The organism is Rhodococcus maanshanensis NBRC 100610, from assembly GCF_001894865.1.
Taxonomy (GTDB): Bacteria; Actinomycetota; Actinomycetes; order Mycobacteriales; family Mycobacteriaceae; genus Rhodococcus_G; species Rhodococcus_G maanshanensis.
The window spans coordinates 77,238-98,776 of sequence record NZ_BCXA01000028.1; the positions used below are offsets into that span (position 1 = coordinate 77,238).

Annotated in this window: 25 protein-coding genes; 11 read left to right on the forward strand and 14 right to left on the reverse strand. The window is 69.4% G+C overall.

Annotated features, from left to right (window positions below; translation table 11 throughout):
- Positions 1-176: 176 nt before the first annotated feature.
- From RM1_RS27055 to RM1_RS14585, 7 genes are all read right to left on the reverse strand, one after another.
- Complete coding sequence (locus tag RM1_RS27055) at positions 177-731, reverse strand: TM2 domain-containing protein (protein WP_072752230.1); 555 nt, start codon at positions 729-731, stop codon at positions 177-179.
- A 30-nt stretch (positions 732-761) separates the two neighbouring features.
- A complete protein-coding gene (lgt, locus tag RM1_RS14560; protein WP_072752232.1) occupies positions 762-1,754 on the reverse strand; it encodes a prolipoprotein diacylglyceryl transferase in 993 nt (330 codons plus the stop codon).
- Positions 1,751-2,572 carry a tryptophan synthase subunit alpha gene (gene trpA, locus RM1_RS14565; protein ID WP_072752234.1) on the reverse strand — a complete coding sequence of 274 codons (822 nt, stop codon included), beginning with the start codon at positions 2,570-2,572 and terminating at the stop codon, positions 1,751-1,753. The genes lgt and trpA overlap by 4 nt, the downstream gene beginning before the upstream one ends.
- Complete coding sequence (gene trpB / locus RM1_RS14570; RefSeq protein WP_051637511.1) at positions 2,569-3,828, reverse strand: tryptophan synthase subunit beta; 1,260 nt, start codon at positions 3,826-3,828, stop codon at positions 2,569-2,571. Before trpB ends, trpA begins: the two co-directional genes overlap by 4 nt.
- Positions 3,829-3,941: 113 nt before the next feature.
- On the reverse strand, positions 3,942-4,751 hold the full coding sequence (trpC, locus tag RM1_RS14575; RefSeq protein ID WP_072752236.1) for an indole-3-glycerol phosphate synthase TrpC: 810 nt from the start codon (positions 4,749-4,751) through the stop codon (positions 3,942-3,944).
- 82 nt (positions 4,752-4,833) lie between these two features.
- The gene (locus RM1_RS14580; RefSeq protein WP_072752238.1) at positions 4,834-5,544 is read right to left on the reverse strand and encodes a TIGR02234 family membrane protein; all 711 of its coding nucleotides are present in this window, start codon (positions 5,542-5,544) and stop codon (positions 4,834-4,836) included.
- On the reverse strand, positions 5,537-7,111 hold the full coding sequence (locus RM1_RS14585) for an anthranilate synthase component I (RefSeq protein WP_072752285.1): 1,575 nt from the start codon (positions 7,109-7,111) through the stop codon (positions 5,537-5,539). The genes RM1_RS14580 and RM1_RS14585 overlap by 8 nt, the downstream gene beginning before the upstream one ends.
- A gap of 31 nt (positions 7,112-7,142) precedes the next feature.
- Here RM1_RS14585 and RM1_RS14590 point away from each other — a divergent pair, with 31 nt between their 5' ends.
- Entirely contained in the window at positions 7,143-7,616 is a 474-nt protein-coding gene (locus RM1_RS14590; RefSeq protein WP_072752240.1) for a peroxiredoxin, read from the forward strand.
- Between the two features lie 7 nt (positions 7,617-7,623).
- On the opposite strand, the gene RM1_RS14595 is transcribed toward RM1_RS14590, so the two are convergent.
- Entirely contained in the window at positions 7,624-8,406 is a 783-nt protein-coding gene (locus RM1_RS14595) for a dioxygenase family protein (RefSeq protein WP_083576729.1), read from the reverse strand.
- 79 nt (positions 8,407-8,485) lie between these two features.
- Between RM1_RS14595 and RM1_RS14600 the strand changes: the two genes are divergently transcribed.
- Positions 8,486-8,959: a MarR family winged helix-turn-helix transcriptional regulator gene (locus RM1_RS14600; RefSeq protein ID WP_072752243.1), complete on the forward strand. Its 474-nt coding sequence runs from the start codon at positions 8,486-8,488 to the stop codon at positions 8,957-8,959.
- A 16-nt stretch (positions 8,960-8,975) separates the two neighbouring features.
- On the opposite strand, the gene RM1_RS14605 is transcribed toward RM1_RS14600, so the two are convergent.
- Together RM1_RS14605 and RM1_RS14610 are read right to left on the reverse strand one after the other, a co-directional pair.
- Positions 8,976-9,155, reverse strand: a complete 180-nt coding sequence (locus RM1_RS14605; RefSeq protein ID WP_027502040.1) for a tautomerase family protein — start codon at positions 9,153-9,155, stop codon at positions 8,976-8,978.
- 439 nt (positions 9,156-9,594) lie between these two features.
- The gene (locus RM1_RS14610) at positions 9,595-10,221 is read right to left on the reverse strand and encodes a sigma-70 family RNA polymerase sigma factor (protein ID WP_072752244.1); all 627 of its coding nucleotides are present in this window, start codon (positions 10,219-10,221) and stop codon (positions 9,595-9,597) included.
- A gap of 90 nt (positions 10,222-10,311) precedes the next feature.
- Here RM1_RS14610 and RM1_RS14615 point away from each other — a divergent pair, with 90 nt between their 5' ends.
- Entirely contained in the window at positions 10,312-10,527 is a 216-nt protein-coding gene (locus RM1_RS14615) for a hypothetical protein (RefSeq protein ID WP_072752245.1), read from the forward strand.
- A 171-nt stretch (positions 10,528-10,698) separates the two neighbouring features.
- On the opposite strand, the gene RM1_RS14620 is transcribed toward RM1_RS14615, so the two are convergent.
- The 4 genes from RM1_RS14620 to RM1_RS14635 form a co-directional block, all read right to left on the reverse strand.
- On the reverse strand, positions 10,699-11,508 hold the full coding sequence (locus RM1_RS14620; protein ID WP_072752246.1) for an ABC transporter permease: 810 nt from the start codon (positions 11,506-11,508) through the stop codon (positions 10,699-10,701).
- Positions 11,505-12,431, reverse strand: a complete 927-nt coding sequence (locus RM1_RS14625; protein WP_072752247.1) for an ATP-binding cassette domain-containing protein — start codon at positions 12,429-12,431, stop codon at positions 11,505-11,507. The genes RM1_RS14620 and RM1_RS14625 overlap by 4 nt, the downstream gene beginning before the upstream one ends.
- A gap of 150 nt (positions 12,432-12,581) precedes the next feature.
- Complete coding sequence (locus tag RM1_RS14630; protein ID WP_072752248.1) at positions 12,582-13,796, reverse strand: MFS transporter; 1,215 nt, start codon at positions 13,794-13,796, stop codon at positions 12,582-12,584.
- A 6-nt stretch (positions 13,797-13,802) separates the two neighbouring features.
- Positions 13,803-15,143 (reverse strand): NAD(P)-binding domain-containing protein, encoded by a 1,341-nt coding sequence (locus tag RM1_RS14635; RefSeq protein WP_072752249.1) that lies wholly within the window; start codon positions 15,141-15,143, stop codon positions 13,803-13,805.
- Positions 15,144-15,244: 101 nt separating this feature from the next.
- Between RM1_RS14635 and RM1_RS14640 the strand changes: the two genes are divergently transcribed.
- From RM1_RS14640 to arsA, 8 genes are all read left to right on the forward strand, one after another.
- Entirely contained in the window at positions 15,245-16,114 is an 870-nt protein-coding gene (locus RM1_RS14640) for a helix-turn-helix domain-containing GNAT family N-acetyltransferase (protein ID WP_072752250.1), read from the forward strand.
- Positions 16,115-16,200: 86 nt separating this feature from the next.
- Positions 16,201-16,731, forward strand: coding sequence for a DinB family protein (locus RM1_RS14645; RefSeq protein ID WP_072752251.1), 531 nt, complete (start codon positions 16,201-16,203; stop codon positions 16,729-16,731).
- Positions 16,732-16,893: 162 nt separating this feature from the next.
- On the forward strand, positions 16,894-17,280 hold the full coding sequence (locus RM1_RS14650; protein WP_072752252.1) for an ArsR/SmtB family transcription factor: 387 nt from the start codon (positions 16,894-16,896) through the stop codon (positions 17,278-17,280).
- Complete coding sequence (arsB, locus tag RM1_RS14655) at positions 17,277-18,356, forward strand: ACR3 family arsenite efflux transporter (protein WP_072752287.1); 1,080 nt, start codon at positions 17,277-17,279, stop codon at positions 18,354-18,356. Before RM1_RS14650 ends, arsB begins: the two co-directional genes overlap by 4 nt.
- Before the next feature lie 30 nt (positions 18,357-18,386).
- On the forward strand, positions 18,387-18,797 hold the full coding sequence (locus RM1_RS14660; RefSeq protein WP_072752253.1) for an arsenate reductase ArsC: 411 nt from the start codon (positions 18,387-18,389) through the stop codon (positions 18,795-18,797).
- A gap of 16 nt (positions 18,798-18,813) precedes the next feature.
- On the forward strand, positions 18,814-19,251 hold the full coding sequence (locus RM1_RS14665; protein ID WP_072752255.1) for an arsenate-mycothiol transferase ArsC: 438 nt from the start codon (positions 18,814-18,816) through the stop codon (positions 19,249-19,251).
- Entirely contained in the window at positions 19,248-19,661 is a 414-nt protein-coding gene (gene arsD / locus RM1_RS14670) for an arsenite efflux transporter metallochaperone ArsD (RefSeq protein WP_072752257.1), read from the forward strand. The genes RM1_RS14665 and arsD overlap by 4 nt, the downstream gene beginning before the upstream one ends.
- Positions 19,662-19,675: 14 nt before the next feature.
- The gene (arsA, locus tag RM1_RS14675) at positions 19,676-21,535 is read left to right on the forward strand and encodes an arsenical pump-driving ATPase (RefSeq protein ID WP_083576730.1); all 1,860 of its coding nucleotides are present in this window, start codon (positions 19,676-19,678) and stop codon (positions 21,533-21,535) included.
- The last annotated feature ends 4 nt before the right edge of the window (positions 21,536-21,539 follow it).

Below are 21,539 nucleotides of genomic sequence, written 5' to 3' on the forward strand. Positions count from 1 at the left end.
GTGGCCCGAAAAGAAACTCCGAGCGTCACACTCGGGCGTGCTCAGTTTAGCAGTGGGCACCCCGCACCAATAGGACGAGGATGATGGCCTTAGCGCTGGTCGCGGGCTCCCAACCGGACCGAGAACCAGCCTTCAGACCTCAGCACACTTCGCCGTTTCCGCGACCGTCGGTGACGTCAGCTCCTGAGCTTGCGCCCCTGGGCGTCGCGGGGGTTACCGGCGAGCATGACGATCCCATCGATCAGCGGCCAGATTGCGCCCAGCCCGCACAGCACCCAGGTCACCGCGATCTGCGCGATCGCCAATCCGATATGCCCCGTGTAGAACCGTCCGACGCCGAACGCGCCGAGAAAGATCTGTAGCAGACCGGCGACGAGCTTCGACTTGTCCGAGAGCGGCTCGCCCGTGAACGGGTCGCGGCCGTACGGCGCCCCGGCGTCTGCACCGAAGTAGGCGGGCTGGCCGTACTGCTGCTGGCCGTATGGCTGCTGCCCGAAGGGCTGGGCCGGTCCGGGCTGCTGACCGTGGGTCGGCTGCCCAAACGGCTGCTGCCCGTAGGGCTGTTGCTGCCCGTACGCCGGCTGGCCATACTGCTGCGGCTGAGTGGGCGCCTGGCCATATGGCGCCTGCTGCGGCCCGGTCGCGCCGGCATCCACCGGCCATCCGGGGCCGGTGCCCTCGGGTCCGTACACGGGTCCCGGCGTCGATCCGCCCTCTGGTACCTCGGACATGTTGATGTATCCCCCCTGGTTGTTCGTGAGCTAGCTGTCGGTCTTTTTCGCGTCGGCGCCGCCGGAATCCGCGGCGCCCGCATCGGGTTCGGGCGCCGAGTCGACGGTCGCCGAAGAACCTGTCGCCGCGATGCCTGCGGCCACGGGCTCGCGAGGATGCTTCGGCTGCAACTCCTCCGGGGCCTCCCTGCCCTTCTTCGCCGCGAGGAAGTAGATGACCGCTCCGATGAACACGATGATCGACGTGAACACGTTGATCCGGACCCCGGCGATGTGGGTCGCGTAGTCGTCGCGCAGGAGCTCGACGAAGAGGCGGCCCATGCAGTACCCGGCGACGTAGAGCGCGAACAGCCGGCCGTGGCCGATCTGGTAGCGGCGGTCCACCCAGACCAGCAGCACGACGATCAGCAGGTTCCAGACGAGCTCGTACAGGAAGGTAGGGTGCACGACCTTCTCCACCACGCCGGTGGAGGTGCCGGCCAACTGGTCGAGGCGACCGTCGGCGTTCACCCGCTCGTAGATCTCCAGGCCCCACGGCACGGTCGTCTCGCGCCCGTACAGCTCCTGGTTGAAGTAGTTGCCGATCCGTCCGATCGCCTGCGCGAGCAGGATTCCCGGCGCAATGGCGTCACCGAGCGCGGGCAGCGGCACCCCGCGTTGCCTGCAACCGATCCAGGCGCCGATGCCGCCGAACAGCACGGCGCCCCAGATGCCGAGGCCGCCCTGCCAGATCTTCAGCGCATCGGCCGGGTCACCCCCCTCGCCGAAGTAGGTGCTCCAGTCGGTGGCCACGTGGTAGAGCCGACCACCGATCAACCCGAACGGGACGGCCCAGATCGCGACGTCGAGGACCGTGCCCTTCTCGCCACCTCGGGCGACCCAGCGCCGATCGCCCCACACCGCGGCGACGACGATGCCGAGGATGATGAAGAGCGCGTATGCGCGCAGCGGCAGCGGTCCGATCGTCCACACGCCCTGTGGCGGGCTCGGGATGTACGCCAGGATGTCGGAAGTCGTGGTCACGACGCCACGGTAGCCGAGCGGACTCCGGCGGCGAGTTCCTCGGTGATCGCCCGCAGCGCCGCGGGACCCTTGGCGGTGGCCGTCACCAGCGCGGAGCCGACGATGACCGCGTCCGCGTAGGCGGCGATCTCGGCGGCCTGCGCGCCGGACCGGACGCCGAGCCCGACCCCGACGGGGATGTCGGAGTGCGCACGCACCCGGGCCACCAGATCCGGCGCCATGTTGGACACCGCATCGCGGGCGCCGGTGACGCCCATCGTGGAGGTCGCGTACACGAAGCCACGGCAGGAGTCGACGGTCTGCGCCAGCCGCTCGTTGGTCGAGGACGGCGCGACCAGGAAGGTCCGATCAAGACCGTGCCGGTCCGAGGCCGCGATCCAGTCGGCCGCCTCGTCCGGGATGAGGTCCGGGGTGATGATCCCGAGCCCGCCTGCTGCCGCGAGGTCGCGGGCGAAGTTGTCGACGCCGTACTTGAGCACGAGGTTCCAGTAGGTCATGACGACGGCCTTGCCGCCCGCCTTCGAGATGGCCTCGACGACGGTGAACACGTCCCGGACCCGGAAGCCGGCGGTGAGCGCCTCGTCGGCGGCGGCCTGGATGGTCGGGCCGTCCATCACCGGGTCGCTGTACGGGATGCCGACCTCGATCAGGTCGCAGCCCGAGGCCACGAGCGTCTCGAAGGCCTCGATAGACCGGGGCAGGTCGGGGTAGCCGGCGGGCAGGTACCCGACCAGCGCGGCCCTGTTCTCCGCCCGACACTGCGCGAAGAGCTCACCAAGGCGGGACGGTGCTGCGGCGTGCGGCTGCGGTGCGGTCACTTCGCCTGGCCTTCCTCGTTGGAGTGTTCGGTGTCGGTGTCCGGCATCAGGCCGAACCACTTCGCGGCGGTGTCCATGTCCTTGTCGCCGCGGCCGGAGATGTTGACCAGCACGATCGCGCCCTCGCCGAGCTCCTTGCCGAGCTTGAGCGCGCCCGCGATCGCGTGCGCGGACTCGATCGCGGGGATGATGCCCTCGCGGCGGCTGAGCAGGGCGAGCGCGTCCATCGCCTCGGTGTCGGTGATCGCCCGGTACTCGGCGCGGCCGATGTCGTGCAGGTGCGAGTGCTCGGGACCGACGCCCGGGTAGTCCAGGCCCGCGGAGATCGAGTGTGACTCGATGGTCTGGCCGTCCTCGTCCTGCAGCAGGTACGAGTAGGCGCCGTGCAGCGCACCAGGGGTGCCGCCCCCGATCGTCGCGGCGTGCCTGCCGGTCTCGACGCCGTCGCCGCCTGCCTCGAAGCCCACCAGCCGCACCGACGGGTCGTCGATGAACGCGTGGAAGATGCCGATGGCGTTGGAGCCCCCGCCGACGCAGGCCGCGACAGCGTCCGGCAGCCGGCCGGTGTGCGCCTGCACCTGCGCCCGCGCCTCGAGGCCGATGATCCGCTGGAAGTCGCGCACCATCACCGGGAACGGGTGCGGACCCGCGGCGGTGCCGAAACAGTAGTAAGTGTTGTGCGCGTTGGTGACCCAGTCGCGCAGCGCCTCGTTGATGGCATCCTTGAGCGTCGCCGAGCCGGTGGTCGCGGGGATCACCTCGGCGCCGAGCAGCCGCATCCGCGCGACGTTGAGCGCCTGCCGCTTGGTGTCGACCTCACCCATGTACACGACGCACTCCAGGCCGAGCAGCGCGCAGGCGGTGGCGGTGGCGACGCCGTGCTGGCCGGCACCGGTCTCCGCGATGACGCGGGTCTTGCCCATCCGCTTGGCGAGCAGCGCCTGCCCGAGCACGTTGTTGATCTTGTGAGAACCGGTGTGGTTCAGGTCTTCCCGCTTGAGCAGCAGACGCGCGCCGCCCGCGAACTCGCTGAGCCGGGTGGCCTCGTACACCGGCGACGGACGACCGGTGTAGTCACGCTGCAGCCGATCCAGCTCGGCCAGGAACGAGTCGTCCCCGCGGGCCTTGTCGTACTCGGCGGTGACCTCCTCGATCACCGCCATCAGCGCCTCGGGGACGTAACGCCCGCCGAAGGCACCGAAATGGCCGCCCTGATCGGGTTCGTGGGCGCTGCGCTCGGTCACACCGGCACTCATGCGGGGAAGGCCGCGGCCCTTGGCGGAAAGTACGGGATCGTCTGTGCTCACCCGTCCAGTCTGCCTTGTCGGTGCGACCGAACTCACGTCGGGTCCGACCCGCCAGGGGTCGGTCAGCGAGCGGGCTTGGGGCAGGACGGGTGCGCCCCTGCGGCCACCAGATCCTTGACGGCCGTGCGCGGATCGCCGCTGGTGACCAGGCCCTCGCCGACGAGGACCGCATCCGCGCCCGCACCCGCGTAGGCCAGCAGGTCGGCGGTCCCACGGACCCCCGACTCGGCGATCTTGACGACCTCGGTCGGCAACCCGGGTGCGATCCGGGCGAAGGTGTCGCGGTCGACCTCGAGGGTCTTGAGGTTGCGCGCGTTGATGCCGATGACGCTCGCGCCCGCCTCGAGGGCCCGGTCGGCCTCCTCCTCGGTGTGCACCTCCACGAGGGCGGTCATGCCGAGGGATTCGGTGCGGTCGAGCAGCGACGCGAGCGCGTCCTGCTCGAGGGCGGCGACGATCAGCAGGATCACATCGGCGCCGTGCGCCCTGGCCTCGTGGATCTGGTACGGACCGACGATGAAGTCCTTGCGCAGCACCGGGATGGTGACGGCCGCGCGAACCGCGTCGAGATCGGCGAGCGAGCCGTTGAAGCGGCGCTCCTCGGTCAGCACGCTGATCACCCGGGCACCGCCCTGCTGGTACGCCGTGGCGAGCTCGGCGGGGTCCGTGATGTCCGAGAGCACACCCTTGGACGGGCTGGCCCGCTTGACCTCAGCGATGACCCCGATCCCAGGCGCCCGCAGCGCGGCGGCGGCGTCGAGTGCCGCGGGAGCGGCGGCCGCGGCAGCCTTCACGGCTGCGAAGTCCAGAACGGATTCACGGGCTGCGACGTCTGCACGCACCCCGTCGAGAATCGAATCGAGAACCGTCATCGTGTCCCGAGTCCTTTCTGGGCCGTTGCCGTGTGAGCAACCTCATCGGATTGGGCAAGCCTAGAGGGCGCCACCATATTGACTAACGGCGGGTGCCTGTGCCTCCGGTCGGCTCGGGTCCGTCCTGGCCGTTTGGCCCGGAAGCGTCTGCATCGGTCGGGTCCTCCCCCGCGTCCAGTGCGTCCCAGAGCATTCGCTCACTGAGCGGTTCCTTCGAGGTCGCCGCGCGGTTGCCCGCCTCCTCCCTGCGGGCGGCGGGGGCCGCGTACTTCGACGACAGCCCGGCGCTCGCGCCCGCCTTGCGGATCAGCGCGACAGCGGCGACCAGGGCGGTGACCCCGCCGAACAGGACGAGGACCGCGGGCAGGGCGAAGGTCTCGGTGGCGGTGACCTCCGCGCGGTCGGGCAGCTCGGCGAGCCGTCCGGCCTTGTCGTCGTCGACCCCGCCGATCAGCAGCGACGCGGCGGGCAGGATCGCCGCGACCGCCACGAGCGCGACCAGCAGCCCGACCACCCGCAGGGCCCAGCCGCGCACGGCGAAGGAGGCGGCGATGGCCGCGACCAGGGTCAGGGCCAGCGGGGTGGTCGCGGCCGCCCAGGTGCCGCCGATCAGTTCGCTGGTGCGGGCGCCGCCGAGGCCGTCGAACGACTCGACGCGGACCCAGGTCATCCGCGAGGACGCCCACAGGCACAGCGCCGCGACCGCGAGCAGCAGCACCGGCACGGCGGCCGCGGAGGCCCGCCCCCTCGCAGGCGCGGCGGCCGGGTCCCGGTCCGGTTCCTGCTCAGTCATCGGTGCCGCCGACCGCCCGGAGTGTGCCCGCCGCCGCGATCGCGCTGAGCACCGCCATCGCCTTGTTCTTCGCCTCGGTGTCCTCGTAGACCGGATCGGAGTCGGCCACGACGCCCGCACCGGCCTGCACGTAGGCCGTGCCGTCCTTGATCAGCGCGGTGCGGATCGCGATCGCGGTGTCGGCGTCGCCCGCGAAGTCGAGGTAGCCGACGATCCCGCCGTAGATGCCGCGGCGGGTCGGCTCGAGTTCGTCGATCAGCTCCATCGCACGCACCTTCGGCGCCCCGGAGAGGGTGCCTGCCGGGAAGCAGGCGGTGACCGCGTCGAGCGCGTGCTTGCCCTCGGCCAGCCGGCCGGTGACCGTCGAGACCAGGTGCATGACGTGGCTGTAGCGCTCGATGTGCCTGTAGTCGTGCACCTTGACGGTGCCCGGCTCGCACACCCGGCCGAGGTCGTTGCGGCCCAGGTCCACGAGCATCAGGTGCTCGGAGTTCTCCTTCTCGTCCGCGAGCAGGTCCTTCTCGAGGAGGATGTCGTCCTCCTCGGTGGCGCCGCGCCAGCGGGTGCCCGCGATCGGGTGGGTGGTCGCCACCCCCTCGCTCACCGTGACCAGCGCCTCCGGGCTCGAGCCGACGATGGAGAACGCGGTCTCGCCGTCGGCGCCGGGGACGTGCACCAGGTACATGTACGGACTCGGGTTGGACGCGCGCAGCATCCGGTACACGTCGAAGGGGTCGGCGTCGGTGTCCATCTCGAAGCGCTGCGAGAGCACCACCTGGAACGCCTCGCCCGCCTCGATCTCCGAGATCAGGCGCTTCACGTCGGCACCGAAGTCCTCGGTGGTGCGCTGACGGCGGTAGTCGGGGACGGTCTTGGCGTAGGTGGACACGGTCGACGGCGCGGGCGCGGTCAGCGCGTGGGTCATCGCGTCGAGCCGGGCGACGGCGTCGTCGTACGCCTCGTCGACGTGCTCGTCGGTGCCATTCCAGTTGACGGCATTGGCGATGAGCGTGATGGCGCCCTCGTGGTGGTCGACGGCGGCCAGGTCGGTGGCCAGCAGCATCACCATCTCGGGGATCTGCAGGTCGTCGATCGCGTGGCTGGGCAGCCGTTCCAGCCTGCGGATGATGTCGTAGCCGAGGAAGCCGACCATGCCGCCGGTGAGCGGCGGCAGGCCGGGCAGTCGCTCGGTGCGCAGCAGTTCCAGGGTCTGGCCGAGCGCGGCGATCGGGTCGCCTCCCGACGGTGCGCCCGCCGGCACGTTGCCGAGCCAACCGGCCTGCCCGTCGACAACGGTCAGCGCGGCGGGGCTGCCCGCGCCGATGAACGACCACCGCGACCACGAGCGGCCGTTCTCCGCGGACTCCAGCAGGAAGGCGCCGGGACGGTCGCCCGCGAGTTTGCGGTATGCGGACAGCGGGGTTTCGGAGTCCGCCAGCACCTTTCGCGTCACCGGGACCACGCGATGGTCGGCCGCGAGGGCACGGAACTGCGCCCTGGTGGTGGTGTGATCGCCCGCATCGGCGACGGCGACTGCGGGCTGGACGGTGGTTGACTCGCCGGACATGCCGTCCATCATCGCAGGTAGCCTCAGCCCAATGCAGACCGGACAGCAGGCCCCCGACTTCTCGCTCCCCGATCAGGACGGCACCGTCCGGACCCTGAGCGAACTGGTCTCGGGCGGCCCCCTCGTGCTCTTCTTCTACCCCGCGGCCTCCACCCCCGTGTGCACGGCCGAGGCCTGCCACTTCCGCGATCTGGCGGGCGAGTTCGCGGCGGTTGGCGCGACGCGGGCCGGGATCAGCACCGACACCGTGGACAAGCAAGCCTCGTTCGCGGCGGCGCAGTCCTTCGACTACCCGCTACTCGCCGACGTCGGCGGCGTGGTGGCCGAGCAGTTCGGGGTGCGCCGCGGACTGCTCGCGAAGCTGTCGCCGGTCAAGCGCACCACCTTCGTCATCGACTCGGATCGGACCGTGCTCAAGGTGATCGCCAGCGAGCTCCGCGCGAACACCCACGGCGACCAGGCCCTGGAATTCCTGCGCAGCCGCGACACCGCACTGGAGAGCTGAGACACGGCTAGGCGACCTGGATGGAGCGCTTGGCCAGGCCCATCCAGAACCCGTCGATCACCTGCGATGGCACCTGCTCGGGATCACGGGACGCACCGAGCGTGACGAAGAGTGGAGCGAAGTGCTCGATGGTCGGGTGTGCGTAGGGCATCCCTGGCGCCTTCGCCCGGAAGTCGATCAGCGCGTCGACGTCGGCGGCCGCGAAGCGCTCCCCCGCCCAGGCGTCGAACTCGGCGGACCAGCCGGGCGCCTGCGCGGTGGGCGACAGATCGCGCAGGAACGGCAATCCGTGGGTGGTGAAACCGGATCCGATGATGAGCACGCCCTGCTCGCGCAGCGGACGTAGCCGTTCGCCCAGGTGCAGCAGCCGCTCCGGGTCCAGGGTCGGCAGCGAGATCTGCAGCACCGGGACGTCGGCTTCCGGGTACATGACGCTGAGCGGCACGTACGCGCCGTGGTCGAGACCGCGGTTCTCCTGGTGCGCGACCGGCTCGTTGTCCGGCATCAGCGCGGCGACCTGCCTGGCGAGCTCGGGCGCGCCGGGCGAGCGGTAGGTCACCTCGTAGTACTTGCGCGCGAATCCACCGAAGTCGTAGGTAAGCGGCGTGCCGGTGGCGGTGGCTCCGATGGTGAGCGGAGCCGACTCCCAGTGCGCGGAGACCACCAGGATCGCGGTCGGCCGCGGCAGCTCGCTCGACCACGCGCCGAGCTGGGAGACCCACAGGTCGTCGTCGACCAGCGGAGGGGCGCCGTGGCTGAGGTAGAGCGCTGGCATAGCGTGATCGCTCATAACGACTCCTTATATTGAAGCTTCAAGTATCTTAGGAGTCAACGTAGCAGCAGCACGAATATTCCGATCGGAGGCCGCGATGACGCGGTGGTTGAGCACGGAGCAGCAGCAGGCCTGGCGCGAGCTGGTCAACGTGATGACCCGCATGCCCGCGGCGCTGGACACCCAGCTGCAGCGCGACTCCGGGCTGACCCACTTCGAGTACTTCGTCCTCTCGGCACTCTCCGAGGAGCCGAACCGGCGATTGCAGCTGAGCGCGCTGGCGAATGCCGCGAACGCCTCGCTCTCCCGGCTCTCACACGTGGTGACCAAGCTGGAGAAGGTCGGCTGGGTGCGCCGCGAGAGCATCGTCGGCGCGCGCGGATCGCTGGCCGTGCTCACCGACACCGGCTATCAGAAGGTCGTCGAAGCGGCGCCCGGCCACGCCGAGACGGTGCAGGCCCTGCTGTTCGACGGCCTGGACGAGCGGCAGGTGCGCGAGCTCCTCACCCTCAGCACGGCGATGGTCGCGCAGCTCGACCGAGGCCTCGCCGCGGGTAACGGCAAGGCGTAGCCGCCCGCCGTTGAGGTCAACCCAGCGGGACCCCGCCGACGCCCCAGTTCTCCCTCGGCACGTCGGTGAGCGTGACCCACACCTGCGCAGGGTTCTTCCCGGTGGCCTCCGCGTACGCCTTGGTGACGGCCTCGATGGTGGCCTTCTTCTGTTCGGTGGTGAGTCCGGGCGTCTGGCTGATCTGAATGAGTGGCATGGGAACCACTGTGCCATCCGCCAATCCGGCCCGACTGGGACAGCATGATGATCCGGCCGCCGGGCCGCTCCCCGGCCTTCTCGGTCCCGCCGGTGCGTCCATTCTCGATCTCCTCCGTCTGATCTGGTGCCCATCCCTACGGATCAAGGAGTCACCATGACCAACCCCAATGCGTTCGAGACCCCGGCGACGGATCGAACGGACGCAGCATCCCAGGCCCTAGCGCCCACGTGTTGCAGCACCGAACGACAGGCCACCTGCTGCGACCACAGCGAGAAGTCGACGTGCTGTGGTCCGGCGGCGACCGCCGGTGGAGGATGCGGCTGCCAGTAGCCCTCGGGGCAAGGCGGCGGCGCGGCGCGAGCGAATGGGCTCGCACCGCGCCGCCGTCTTCTCGGGTGACCTCGTCCGTCCGCCGCTCCCGAGCGGGCGTGCTGGTCTACTGGCCCGCGGGTGAGGTGGCGCCGCAGGCGCACGATCCGCTGCGGGGCTGGTAGTCGTGCACGTGGCCGGTCCGGTCCTGGCTGATCTGACAGCAGGCGTGCAATTGGGCCTGCAGGGCGGCGCGGCCGCGTTGGACTCGAGACTTCATCCCGGACACCGAGATTCCCGCCTCACCCGCGGCCGCCGCGTGGGTTCGGGCGTCGAGGTCGACCATCTTCACCGCCGCGGCCTGCTCCGCGGGCAGCCGCGAGAGCATCGGCCCCAGGCAGGAGGCGAGTTCTTTCTCAGCCGCCTCGTCGGCGTCCGGCTCGCCGGCGGAGGGATCGTCGGGGACGGTGTCGACGGCCAGCTCGCGGCGATGGGGCGCGGACCGGTAGTAGTCGGTGATCGCATTGCGGGTGATCGCATACATCCAGCCCAGGATGCGGTCCTGCTCGCGCAGGTTGTCGAGGCTCTTGGCCATCCGCAGGAAGACGATCGACAGAATGTCGTCGGCGTCCTCGGGACGCGAGACCCGGCGGGCGATGAAGGCCCGCAGGTCGCTGGAGAAGTTGCGCCAGAGCTGGTCGAGATCGGCTGACTCCGATCGGGGTGTCGTCGTGGTGGCCGTGTCCTCGCTCATGATTCTGGTTCCTCTCCGCTTCCAGCATCCCCGCCTGGCGGCGCGGTCGCGACCCCTCAGTTCAGGTTTCTCGCAGAGGTACCGACGACAGTGACCGCGATCGGACGCACGCTGCGTCCGAATCCGGGGTGCCTCGTCTGTATGAGTGTCGATGTCGATTCCGGATTCTCCGGTTCGACGAACCAGCAGAAGCGTGATGAGGAGGTGAGAGCGATGCTCACCACACACCTGTTGTCGGATCTGACCAGCGAAGAGGTCGATCTGATCGTGGCGGAGGAACTGCATCTGCTCGACACCGCCGTATGAGCGCCGACGCCCGCGCCGGGCGCATCCGCTGACCGCAGCGACTTTCTGGCCCCTACCCCGTTCACCGGGGTGGGGGCCAGAACTCTGATCGGTTCCGGAAGGACAGCGCACACGAAGAACCGCGCCCCGCCCTTTCCCTGGTAGGTGGAAGGACGGGGCGGGTGTGTCGTCTCAGCGGGCGCGTGCCGACCGAACCAGTCGGGTGAGAACCGGGACCGCGGTGACCACGGCCCACAACCCGATCGCCGCGACCAGGGCTGAAACGGTGTCCCCGACGGTGGCGGTACCGAGCACGTGCGCACGCAGTGCGTCGGTGGCGTGCGCGACCGGATTCACCGTCGCCATGGCCTGCATCCAGCCGGGCATGGTCTCGAGCGGTGCGAACGCACTCGAGATGAACATCAGCGGCATCATCACCATCATCCCGGCGAACTGCACCACGTCCGGTCGGCGCAGCCGGTCCCCGATCAACCCGAACAGGGCGCTCATCGCCCCGGCCAGCGTCACCAGCACCACGACCGCGGCGACAGCATCGAGTGCGGTGCCGAAGAACTCGAAACCCAATGCCACGGCAGCGATCCCGAGCAGCGCAGCCCGGGCGAGGGTGAAGACGGCCTCGTTGATGGTGCGAGCCAGCCCCGGCAGCGCCGCACGCATGGGCAGTGCCGCGAAGCGGTCGTGGAGGCCGTTGGTGTGATCGATCGCGGCGGAGACTCCGGCGTTGGTGCCGGCCATCACGGTGGAGACGGCGAGCATCGCCGGGGTGAGGAAGACGATGTAGCTGACCCCGGCCGGGAAGCCGGGTCCGGCGGCGACGCTGCGGAACACCTGGCTGAACAAGATCAGCATTGCCATCGGCATGGTCAGCGAGAACATCAGCAGCTGCGGGACGCGGGCGCTGGTGCGCAGGTTGCGGACGGTGAGGGCGGCGAGCTGGTTCCCGATCGGGGAACGCTCGATCGAGGGCGTAGTGGTGGTCATCGGTGGGCTCCTGTGGTGTGGGCGAGGTGGGTGAAGACGTCGTCGAGGCTCGGCGAGGTCACGTCGAGGTCGGTGATCTCGATGCCGCCGCGGTGCAGGTCTGCGACCAGCGCGGTCGCGGCGGCAGCGTCGTCGACGGTGACCGACACCCGAGCCCGGTCGCCGTCGACCCGATCGGTATCCGGGATGAACGGCAGATTGGCGATCTGGCCGGTTGGGATGGTGGCGCTGAGGACCTTGCCGCCGACGATCCGTTTCAGCTCCGTAGGGGTGCCGCGGGCGGCGACCCTGCCGCGGCTCAGGACCACGACGTGGTCGGCGAGCCGGTCGGCTTCCTCCAGGTACTGCGTGGTGAGCACGACCGTGGTGCCCGCGGCCGTGAGCTCGTCCACGACCTCCCACAGTCCCGCTCGGGCGAGGGGGTCCAGGCCCGTGGTCGGCTCGTCCAGGAACAGCACTGACGGGGATCCGACGAGGCTGGCGGCGAGATCGATCCGGCGACGCGAGCCCCCGGAGAGTTCCCCCACCCGCCGGGTCGCGTATTCGTGCAGCCCGAGCCGGTCGATCAGCGCGTCGGCCCGGGCGCGAGCGGTGCGCCGCAGCCCGGTCAGGCGGCCGATCAGCTCCAGGTTCTCGCGAGCGGTGAGGAACTCGTCGAGTCCGGCGTATTGGCCGGTCACGCCGATCCGGCGACGCACCGCGGTGGCGTCACCGACCACGTCGAGGCCCTCGATCTGCACGCGGCCGATGGTGGGGCGCACCAGCGTGGTCAACGTGCGGATCAGGGTCGTCTTGCCTGCTCCGTTGTGGCCGAGCACCCCGAGTGTCGTCCCGGCGGCCGCTTCCAGGTCGACGCCGTCCAGGGCCCATGTCTTGCCGTAGGCGACATGCAGGTCCTCGACCACGACGGCCCGGGCGCTCATCGCACACCCCCACGGTGGTCTCCGGCGAATTGAGTGGACAGGTGGGTGGTCATCGAAGGTTCCTCTCGGAAGGTGTGCTCCCACCCGGTGTGGATAGGAGTTCGCTTCCTCAGACGAACCAGTCGCGAATTGGACGCACCCGCCGTCGAATCAGGCGGTTCGGCGCGGCACGCCGGCGGCGGCGAACACCGCGGCGAGGAGGGCGATCCCGCCGAGGACGAGGTAGGTGCGGGCGTAGCTTCCGGTCCACGAAGAGAGTGCGGTGCCTGCCCACGGCGCAAGGGCCATCACGATGACGATGGGTGCCGACATGAGCCCGTTGAGGCGGCCGTAATGGGTTGCGCCCCAGCGGTCGGTGATGGCGGTGGCCTGGACGAGCGTGAAGACACCGCGGACCAGACCGGCGCCGATCGCCACGGAGACCAATGCGGTCACGCCGTCGACGACACCGAGCAGTGCCGTTGTCGCCGCGGTCGCGGCGATGATCGCGACGGCGCGGCCGCGGGGGCCGGTGTGGGCGGCGATGGGGAGATAGCCGATGCGTCCGAGGACCTGACCGGCGCCGCCGAGGCCGAGGGTCAGTGCGGCGAGGCCGGGGCTGAAGCCTTGTTCGATGAGCAGTGGCACGAGGTTGAACACGGCGGCGAACGCGGCGAAGGCGGCCAGACTCAGCGCGATCACCAGTGCGGCGAAGGCCCGGCTGCGGGACGCGTCGCGGTGATCGACCGCGGAAGCGCCTGGATGCGAGGGTGGGTCCGGCCACCGGCCGCGTAACCCCAGAAAGTGCCCGGGAATGGTGACAGCGGCAAGGATGGCAGCGAGGACGACGTAGGTTGCGCGCCAGTCGTATCGCTCGACGAGCGCCGCGGCCAGCGGCGCGAAGACGGTGCTCGCCAGTCCCGCGGCGAGGGTCAGGATCATCAGCGCCTTGACGTAGTCGGCGCCGTACCAACGGGTCAACGCTGCGAACGCGGGCGGGTAGAGCACCGCGCCCATTGCCACCCCGGCCAGGGCCCAGCCCGCGTAGAAGACGGGCAGGTTCGGTGACCAGGCCACGACCAGCAGAGCAGGGACGGCGAGCACCGATCCGGCAGTCATCACCGTTCGAGGTCCGCCGGCATCGAGGAGTCGTCCGACGGGGATCCCGACGAGAGCGGCGACAAGCTGGCTGATCGAGAACGCGGCCACGATCACCGACGGTGACCATCCACTCTCGTGTGAGATCGCCACCGAGAGAACCGGAAAGGCGTAGTAGAGGATCCCCCAGCTGGTGATCTCGGTCAGGCACAGCGTGGCCAGCACCCGCCGCAGCCCGGACCTGTCGAGGGTCTCGGTCTGCGGCGGGGCCGTCGTCGTCGCGGTCACGGCGCCCTACCGACCAGCGACCGGCGAGAGAGTCACCAGCTCCGGCTCGGGCGCGGCGCCGCAACCGCCACCCTCGGCCGCCGCGGCGTCGGGCTCGTCGAACACTCCCGCTCCGCCGCACACCCCGGTCTCGGGCAGGATCAGCTCGACTCGGTGCGCGGCATCCGCGTCGCCGGCGAGGTGCGCGGCGATGCTGCGGACCTGCTCGTAGCCGGTCATCGCGAGGAACGTCGGTGCGCGACCGTAGCTCTTCATCCCCACAAGGTAGACACCCGGTTCGGGGTGGCTGAGCTCGCGGACGCCGTGCGGATAGACGGTGCCACAGGAGTGCACGTTCGGGTCGATCAGCGGCGCCAACTCGACCGGGGCCTGCAGGACCGGATCGAGCCCGAGGCGGATCTCCGACAGCCAGGACAGGTCAGGCCGGAACCCGGTGAGCGCGACCACGCGGTCGACATCCTCGATCCGCTGGCCGGAGTCGGCGACCAGCGCCACCGTTCCGGCGCCGTTGGATTCGACTGCGCCGGTGCGGAATCCGGTCACCACCTGGAGCACCCCGTCGTCGACGGCCTTCTTCGCACGCAGGCCGAGGGCTCCGCGGGCCGGGAGCTGGTCGGCCTCGCCGCCTCCGAACGTGGATCCGACATCGCCGCGACGCAGCGCCCACGCGATCCGGGTGCCCGGCGCCTCGGCCGCCAGTGCCGAGAGGGCCACGATCGCGGTCAGAGCCGAGTGGCCTGCACCGGCGATGACGGTGTGCTTGCCCGCGTACTCGTTGCGGACTCGGGGGTCCTCGAGGTCGGGGACGCGGTAATCGATATGGGCCGCGGCCGCACGCTCGCCGAGGGCGGGCAGGCCCTCACCGCCGAGCGGGTTCGGCGATCCCCAGGTGCCGGTCGCGTCGATCACCGCGCCGGCGAGGATCCGGTCCTCGGATCCGTCGGCGCGGCGGATGTGCACGGACAGGGGCTCGGTGTCGCGGCCGGCGTCGACGACCCGGTCGCGGCCGGCGCGCGCCACCCCGATCACCTCCGTGTCGAACTGCACTGTGTCACCGAGCGCGGCGGCGAGCGGGACGAGGTAGTCGCTCGCCCATTGGCGGCCGGTGGGGTAGGTCTTCGCCTCGGGGGCGGTCCAGCCGGCCTGTTCGAGCAGTCGTCGTGCCGCCGGATCCACCAGCTCCGACCACTGGGAGAACAGTCGGACGTGATTCCATTCGGCGACCGCCGAGCCGGCGGTCGCGCCGCGCTCGAAGACGAGCGGCGCGAGGCCGCGTTCACGCAACTCCGAGGCAGCCGCCAGGCCGATCGGGCCGGCACCTACAACGACAACGGGCAGGTCATTCATCGCAACTTCCTTTCATCGACGCTCATCGATCAATTCCAAGGAAACTATATCGATGCTCATCGATGGATGCAACCATCGATGAAGATCGATATAGTTGGGGCATGACCTCCCTGGACATGCCGGTCATCCGGCCCACCCACCCAGCCGGGGCAGACGCGCTGGCCCCCGAGGATGCGACGACCTACGCGGGTTGGTTTGCCTGCTTGGCCGACCCGACGCGGGTGCGGCTGCTGCATCAGGTCGCCAGCCACCCGGCCGGCATCTCGGTGGGCGAGCTGGCCGAAGCATTGGGGGTTGGTCAGCCGACCGTGTCGCACCACGTCCGCAAGCTCGCCGACGTCGGGTTCGTGAGCGTCCACAAGGACGGCACCAGCACCATCGTCGTGGTGAACCCCTCCTGCTGCACCGGACTGCCGCAGGCCGCAGACGTCGTGATGGGTGTGCTCGCCCCGCGCCCGTGCTGCCCAGAAGACCTGCCCACCGACGTCACCGTCCGCCCGATGCGCGACGGCGACTGGGACGCCGTGCGCCGCATCTACGGCGAGGGCATCGCCACTCGCACAGCGACCTTCGCCACCGAAGTCCCCACTCGCAAGGCGCTCGACGCGCAGTGGCTGCCCGGGCACCGCTGGGTCGCCGAGATCGACGGCACCGTGGTCGGCTGGGCCGCCCTCAGCCCGGTCTCGAGCCGCGAGTGCTACCGCGGGGTCGCCGAGAACTCCGTGTACGTCGCGGAGGACATGCGCGGCCGCGGGGTCGGAAAAACGCTCCTGACCACCCAGGTCGTCGCCGCCGACCAGGACGGCCTGTGGACGCTGCAGACATCGATCTTCCCCGAGAACCGGGCGTCGATCGCACTGCACCACTCCGCCGGATTCCGCACCGTCGGCGTCCGCGAACGCATCGCCCAACTCGACGGCCAGTGGCGCGACACTGTCTTCCTCGAGCGCCGCTCGAGCGCAAAGGGATAGCAGGCGCATTGTCTCGCCTACGACCGTGGCTCGTCGGAATCTACAGGCCGACAATGAGACACGGATGGCCCACGACGGAGACACAGATGATCAAACAGGAACCGGTGGACCGCGCATCGATAGCCGAGGACCTCGAACGTGCCCGGGTTGCGTTGCACGAGCTGGTCGAGGGCGCGAGTACCCAGAACCTCGACCGCGCCTCGAACGGCACCCGCTGGACGAACGAACAGCTGCTGTTTCACATGGTCTTCGGTTACATGGTCGTCGTTCGGCTTCTCGTGCTGGTGAGGATGTTCTCGCGACTACCCGAGAGCGCGAGCCGACTGTTCGCGAGGGCGCTCGACGCCGCGACCCCGGCGTTCGACGAGGTCAACTACCGCGGGTCGTGCCTGGCGGCGCGAGTGTTCGATCACCGGCGAATTGGACGTAGGTGCGACCAGGTCATTGCCGCCCTCCAGCAGCATCTCGCGAACGAATCCGACGATGCGCTGCGCCGCGGCATGCACTTCCCGACACGATGGGACCCGTTCTTCGCCGACTACATGACCCTCGAGCAGCTGTACCGATACCCCGGTCGCCACTTCGACTTCCATCGGCACCAGCTCACCCTCGACTGAGTGCCTCAGCCACCCGAGCCAGTGAGAGCCGAGACCTTGCCGCTTAACGGTGAGATTGCCCTTGTCGCCGACACGATCACCCGAGTTCAGGGAGGTCAGGTGGCGAGTAGCGATCCGAAGACGTTTGTTGCGGAGTAATTCGACGTCTGTCAATATTGATGCATGTCGAATCAAGAGTCCTCGGAGAGCGGTGTGCGCTGCTCACCGCTCGTTCGTGAGCCGTTGACGCAGGACTGGGCCGGTGACCTGGCCCGAATGTTCAAGGCACTCGGAGACCCGGTGCGATTGCGGCTGCTGAGCCTGGTGGCCAGCCACGCCGGCGGCGAGGCTTGCGTCTGCGACATCTCCGAGTCGTTTGACCTGTCGCAGCCGACGATCTCGCATCACCTCAAGGTGCTGCGCGAGGCGGGTCTGCTGGACTGCGAACGCCGCGGTACCTGGGTCTATTACTGGGTGGTCCCGTCAGCGCTCCAGCAGCTCTCGGCGGTCCTCCTCACCGAGAGCGCACCAACCGTCCCGTCTGAGGCGTGCGCGGAGGTCCCCGCATGAGCGAGGCCACGACCGCAGAGCACCCCGCCGTCGTCGGGAAGCTCTCCGCACTCGACCGCTTCCTACCCGTGTGGATCGGCGCCGCGATGGTCGCCGGACTGCTGCTCGGCAACGTGATCCCGGGACTCGGCGACATGCTCAGCGCGGTGGAGATCGACGGCATCTCGCTGCCGATCGCCCTCGGCCTGCTGATCATGATGTACCCGGTGCTGGCGAAGGTCCGCTACGACCGCCTCGACACCGTCACCGGCGACCGCAAGCTGCTGATCAGCTCGCTGGTGTTGAACTGGGTGCTCGGCCCGGCGCTGATGTTCGCCCTCGCCTGGATCTTCCTGCCCGATCTGCCCGAGTACCGCACCGGGCTGATCATCGTCGGCCTCGCCCGGTGCATCGCGATGGTCATCATCTGGAACGACCTGGCCTGCGGGGACCGGGAGGCCGCCGCCGTCCTGGTCGCGATCAACTCGGTGTTCCAGGTCTTCATGTTCGCCGTCCTCGGATGGTTCTACCTCTCGGTGCTGCCCGGCTGGCTCGGCTTGGAACAGACCACCATCGACACCTCGCCGTGGCAGATCGCCAAGTCGGTGCTGATCTTCCTCGGCATCCCGCTGCTCGCCGGGTACCTCACCCGCCGCTACGGCGAAAAGGCCAAGGGCCGTGAGTGGTACGAGTCGAAGTTCCTTCCGCGCATTGGGCCGTGGGCCCTCTACGGCCTGCTGTTCACCATCGTCATCCTCTTCGCCCTGCAGGGCGACCAGATCACCTCCCAGCCCCTCGACGTCGTCCGCATCGCGATCCCGCTGCTGGTCTATTTCGCGGTGATGTGGGGCGGCGGCTACGCCCTCGGCGCCGCAATGGGGCTCGGCTACGAGCGCACCACCACCCTCGCGTTCACGGCAGCGGGCAACAACTTCGAGCTCGCCATCGCCGTCGCCATCGCCACCTACGGCGCCGCCTCCGGGCAGGCGCTCGCCGGGGTGGTCGGACCGCTGATCGAGGTCCCGGTCCTCGTCGGACTCGTCTATGTCTCACTCGCGCTGCGCAAACGCTTCACCAGGACAACCGTGCCCGCCTGACCGACTTCGTCTTCCCGAAAGGACCACCGCATGTCCACCGCCCCGAGCGTCTTGTTCGTCTGCGTCCACAACGCCGGCCGCTCCCAGATGGCCGCCGGATTCCTCACCCACCTCGCCGGCGACGCGATCGAGGTCCGCTCCGCGGGCAGCGCCCCGGCCGAAACCATCAACTCCGCCGCAGTCGAGGCGATGGCCGAGGTCGGGATCGACATCTCCGCACAGTCTCCGAAGGTCCTCACCGCCGACGCGGTCGAGTCCTCGACCGTGGTCATCACGATGGGCTGCGGCGACGCCTGCCCGGTGTTCCCCGGGGTCAGCTACCGCGACTGGGCCCTCGAGGACCCGGCCGGCAAGGGTGTCGAGGCGGTTCGCCCGATCCGCGACGAGATCCGCTCCCGCGTCGAAGCCCTGATCGCCGAACTCGTCCCCGCGACCGCCTGAGACTAAGGACCCTTCGATGGCCAGACCCTCTGTGCTGTTCGTGTGCGTCAAGAACGGCGGCAAGTCGCAGATGGCAGCCGGGCTGATGCGCGCCGCCGCGGGCGTCACCGTCGACATCCACTCGGCCGGAACGAAACCCGGCTCTGCCGTCAACGCGCTCTCGGCCGAATCCCTGTTGGAGGTGGGCGTCGACATCACCGGTGAAACCCCGAAACTCGTCGACCCCCAGCTCGTCCGGGAGGTCGACCTGGTCGTCACGCTCGGCCGCGAAGCCCACGTCGACGCGGTCCCCGGCACTCGATTCGAGAACTGGGACACCGACGAACCGTCCGAACGCGGCATTGACGGCCTCGAACGCATGCGGCTGGTCCGCGACGACATCGCCGCCCGCGTCACCGACCTCGCCGCCCGGCTCCAGAACGAGTCGGCCACCGAACAACAGGAGATCCGTTGAGCACCATCGAAGTATTCGAGCCTGCCCTGTGCTGCAACACGGGCGTCTGCGGCGACGACGTCGACCAGGCTCTTGTCACCTTCTCCGCAGACATGGACTGGATCCGCTCCCAGGGCGGCGACATCGCTCGGTTCAACCTGGCCAGTGAACCTTTGGCCTTCACGCAGCGCGAACCGGTCACCGCGTTCCTCAGGCTCTCGGGATCCGAGGGGTTGCCGCTGGTCCTGGTCGACGGAGTCACGGCCCAGACCGGCCGCTACCCGGACCGGGCCCAGCTCGCGAAGTGGGCCGGCCTCGACTCCCCTGCCCCTGCTGCCGCGCCGGCCGGGATCACGATGCTGGGCCTGGCCGAGACCGGCGACGACGGCTCCTGCTGCGGTGACGACGCGGCGAACTCGAACTGCTGCTGAAAGGGATTGCCCGCATGAAGTTTCTCGACGACCCGCCCCGGTTCCTGCTCTTCACCGGTAAGGGCGGGGTCGGGAAGACCTCCATCGCCTGCGCCTCGGCTATCGCCCTCGCCCGCGCCGGCCGCAGGGTGCTGCTCGTGAGCACCGACCCTGCCTCCAACGTCGGTCAGGTGTTCGGCATGAGCATCGGCAACACCATCACCGAGGTTCCAGCCGTTCCGGGTCTCTCAGCGCTCGAGATCGACCCGGAGCAGGCCGCCGACGCCTACCGCGAACGCATCGTCGGGCCGGTCCGCGGTCTGCTGCCCGAGACCGAGATCGCCTCGATCACCGAACAACTCTCGGGCTCGTGCACCACCGAGATCGCCTCGTTCAACGAGTTCACCGCCCTGCTCACCGACGCCCACGGCGTCACCGCCGGGTTCGACCACGTCCTGTTCGACACCGCCCCGACCGGGCACACGATTCGGCTGCTCCAGCTCCCCGGATCGTGGACCGACTTCCTCGACGACGGCAAGGGCGACGCGTCCTGCCTCGGTCCGCTCGCCGGGCTCGAGAAGCAGCGCACCACCTACGCCGACGCCGTCGACGCTCTCGCCGACCCGAACCGCACCCGCCTGGTCCTGGTCACCCGGGCGCAGCGGGCGCCGATCGCGGAGATCGCCCGCACCCACACCGAACTCGCCGACATCGGGCTTGCCCATCAGTACGTCGTCGTCAACGGCGTCCTGCCCACCCCAGACGGAGAAGACGCCCTCGAAACGGCGATCTACCACCGCGAACAGGCCGTCCTCGACACACTGCCTGCAAACCTGCGGACCCTGCCCGTCGACGAGGTCGAACTCAAGCCCACCAACATGGTCGGCATCGCAGCCCTGGAATCGCTCTTCGCCCCGACCACCGCGCCGGTTGACGAGTCGCAGTCCGCGGGCCCCGGTGGACTCGAAGTTGCCGATGCGCCGTTGTCGAGGTTGGTCGACGAGCTCGCCGCCGACGACCACGGTCTGATCATGTGCATGGGCAAGGGTGGGGTCGGCAAGACAACCGTCGCCGCCGCGATCGCGGTTGCCCTCGCGCAGCGCGGACACCAGGTCCACCTGACCACCACCGATCCCGCCGCGCACCTGGCCGACACCCTCGACGGCAGCGTCGACGGACTCGAGGTCTCGCGCATCGACCCGGCCGAGGCCACCGCCCAGTACCGCAACCGGGTCCTGGCGACCAAGGGCGCCGCCCTCGACGATCAGGGCCGCGCGAACCTCGCCGAGGACCTGAAATCCCCGTGCACCGAGGAAGTCGCTGTCTTCCAGGCCTTCTCGCGGGTGATCCACGAATCCCGCCGCAAGTTCGTCGTCGTCGACACCGCCCCGACCGGGCACACCCTGCTGCTGCTCGATGCCACCGGCTCCTACCACCGCGAAATCGCCAGGCAGATGGGCGAGAACACGAACTTCACCACCCCACTGATGCGGCTGCAGAACCCGCAGGAAACCAAGGTCATCCTGGTCACCCTCGCCGAGACCACCCCTCGTCTAGAGGCCGCCGGCCTGCAGGCCGATCTCGAACGCGCCGGAATTCACCCGTGGGCATGGGTGGTCAACAATTCCCTCGCCGCCGCGCGCCCGACATCCGCACTTCTGCGGCGTCGTGCCGCGGCCGAGGTCTACGAACTCGACGCCATCACCACCGGCCACCCGGGCCGGTATGCGGTCGTGCCCATGCTCGCGGAGGAACCTGTGGGAGCCGAAGCGCTGACAGCTCTTACCCGTTCACTCGTCGCCGGCCTTGAGAACGGCGTAGATCCGACAGCCCTCGAAATAGTCCGACATCACGACGCCGTCTATGACCGCCAGTCCACACCCACCACGGATTGACAGG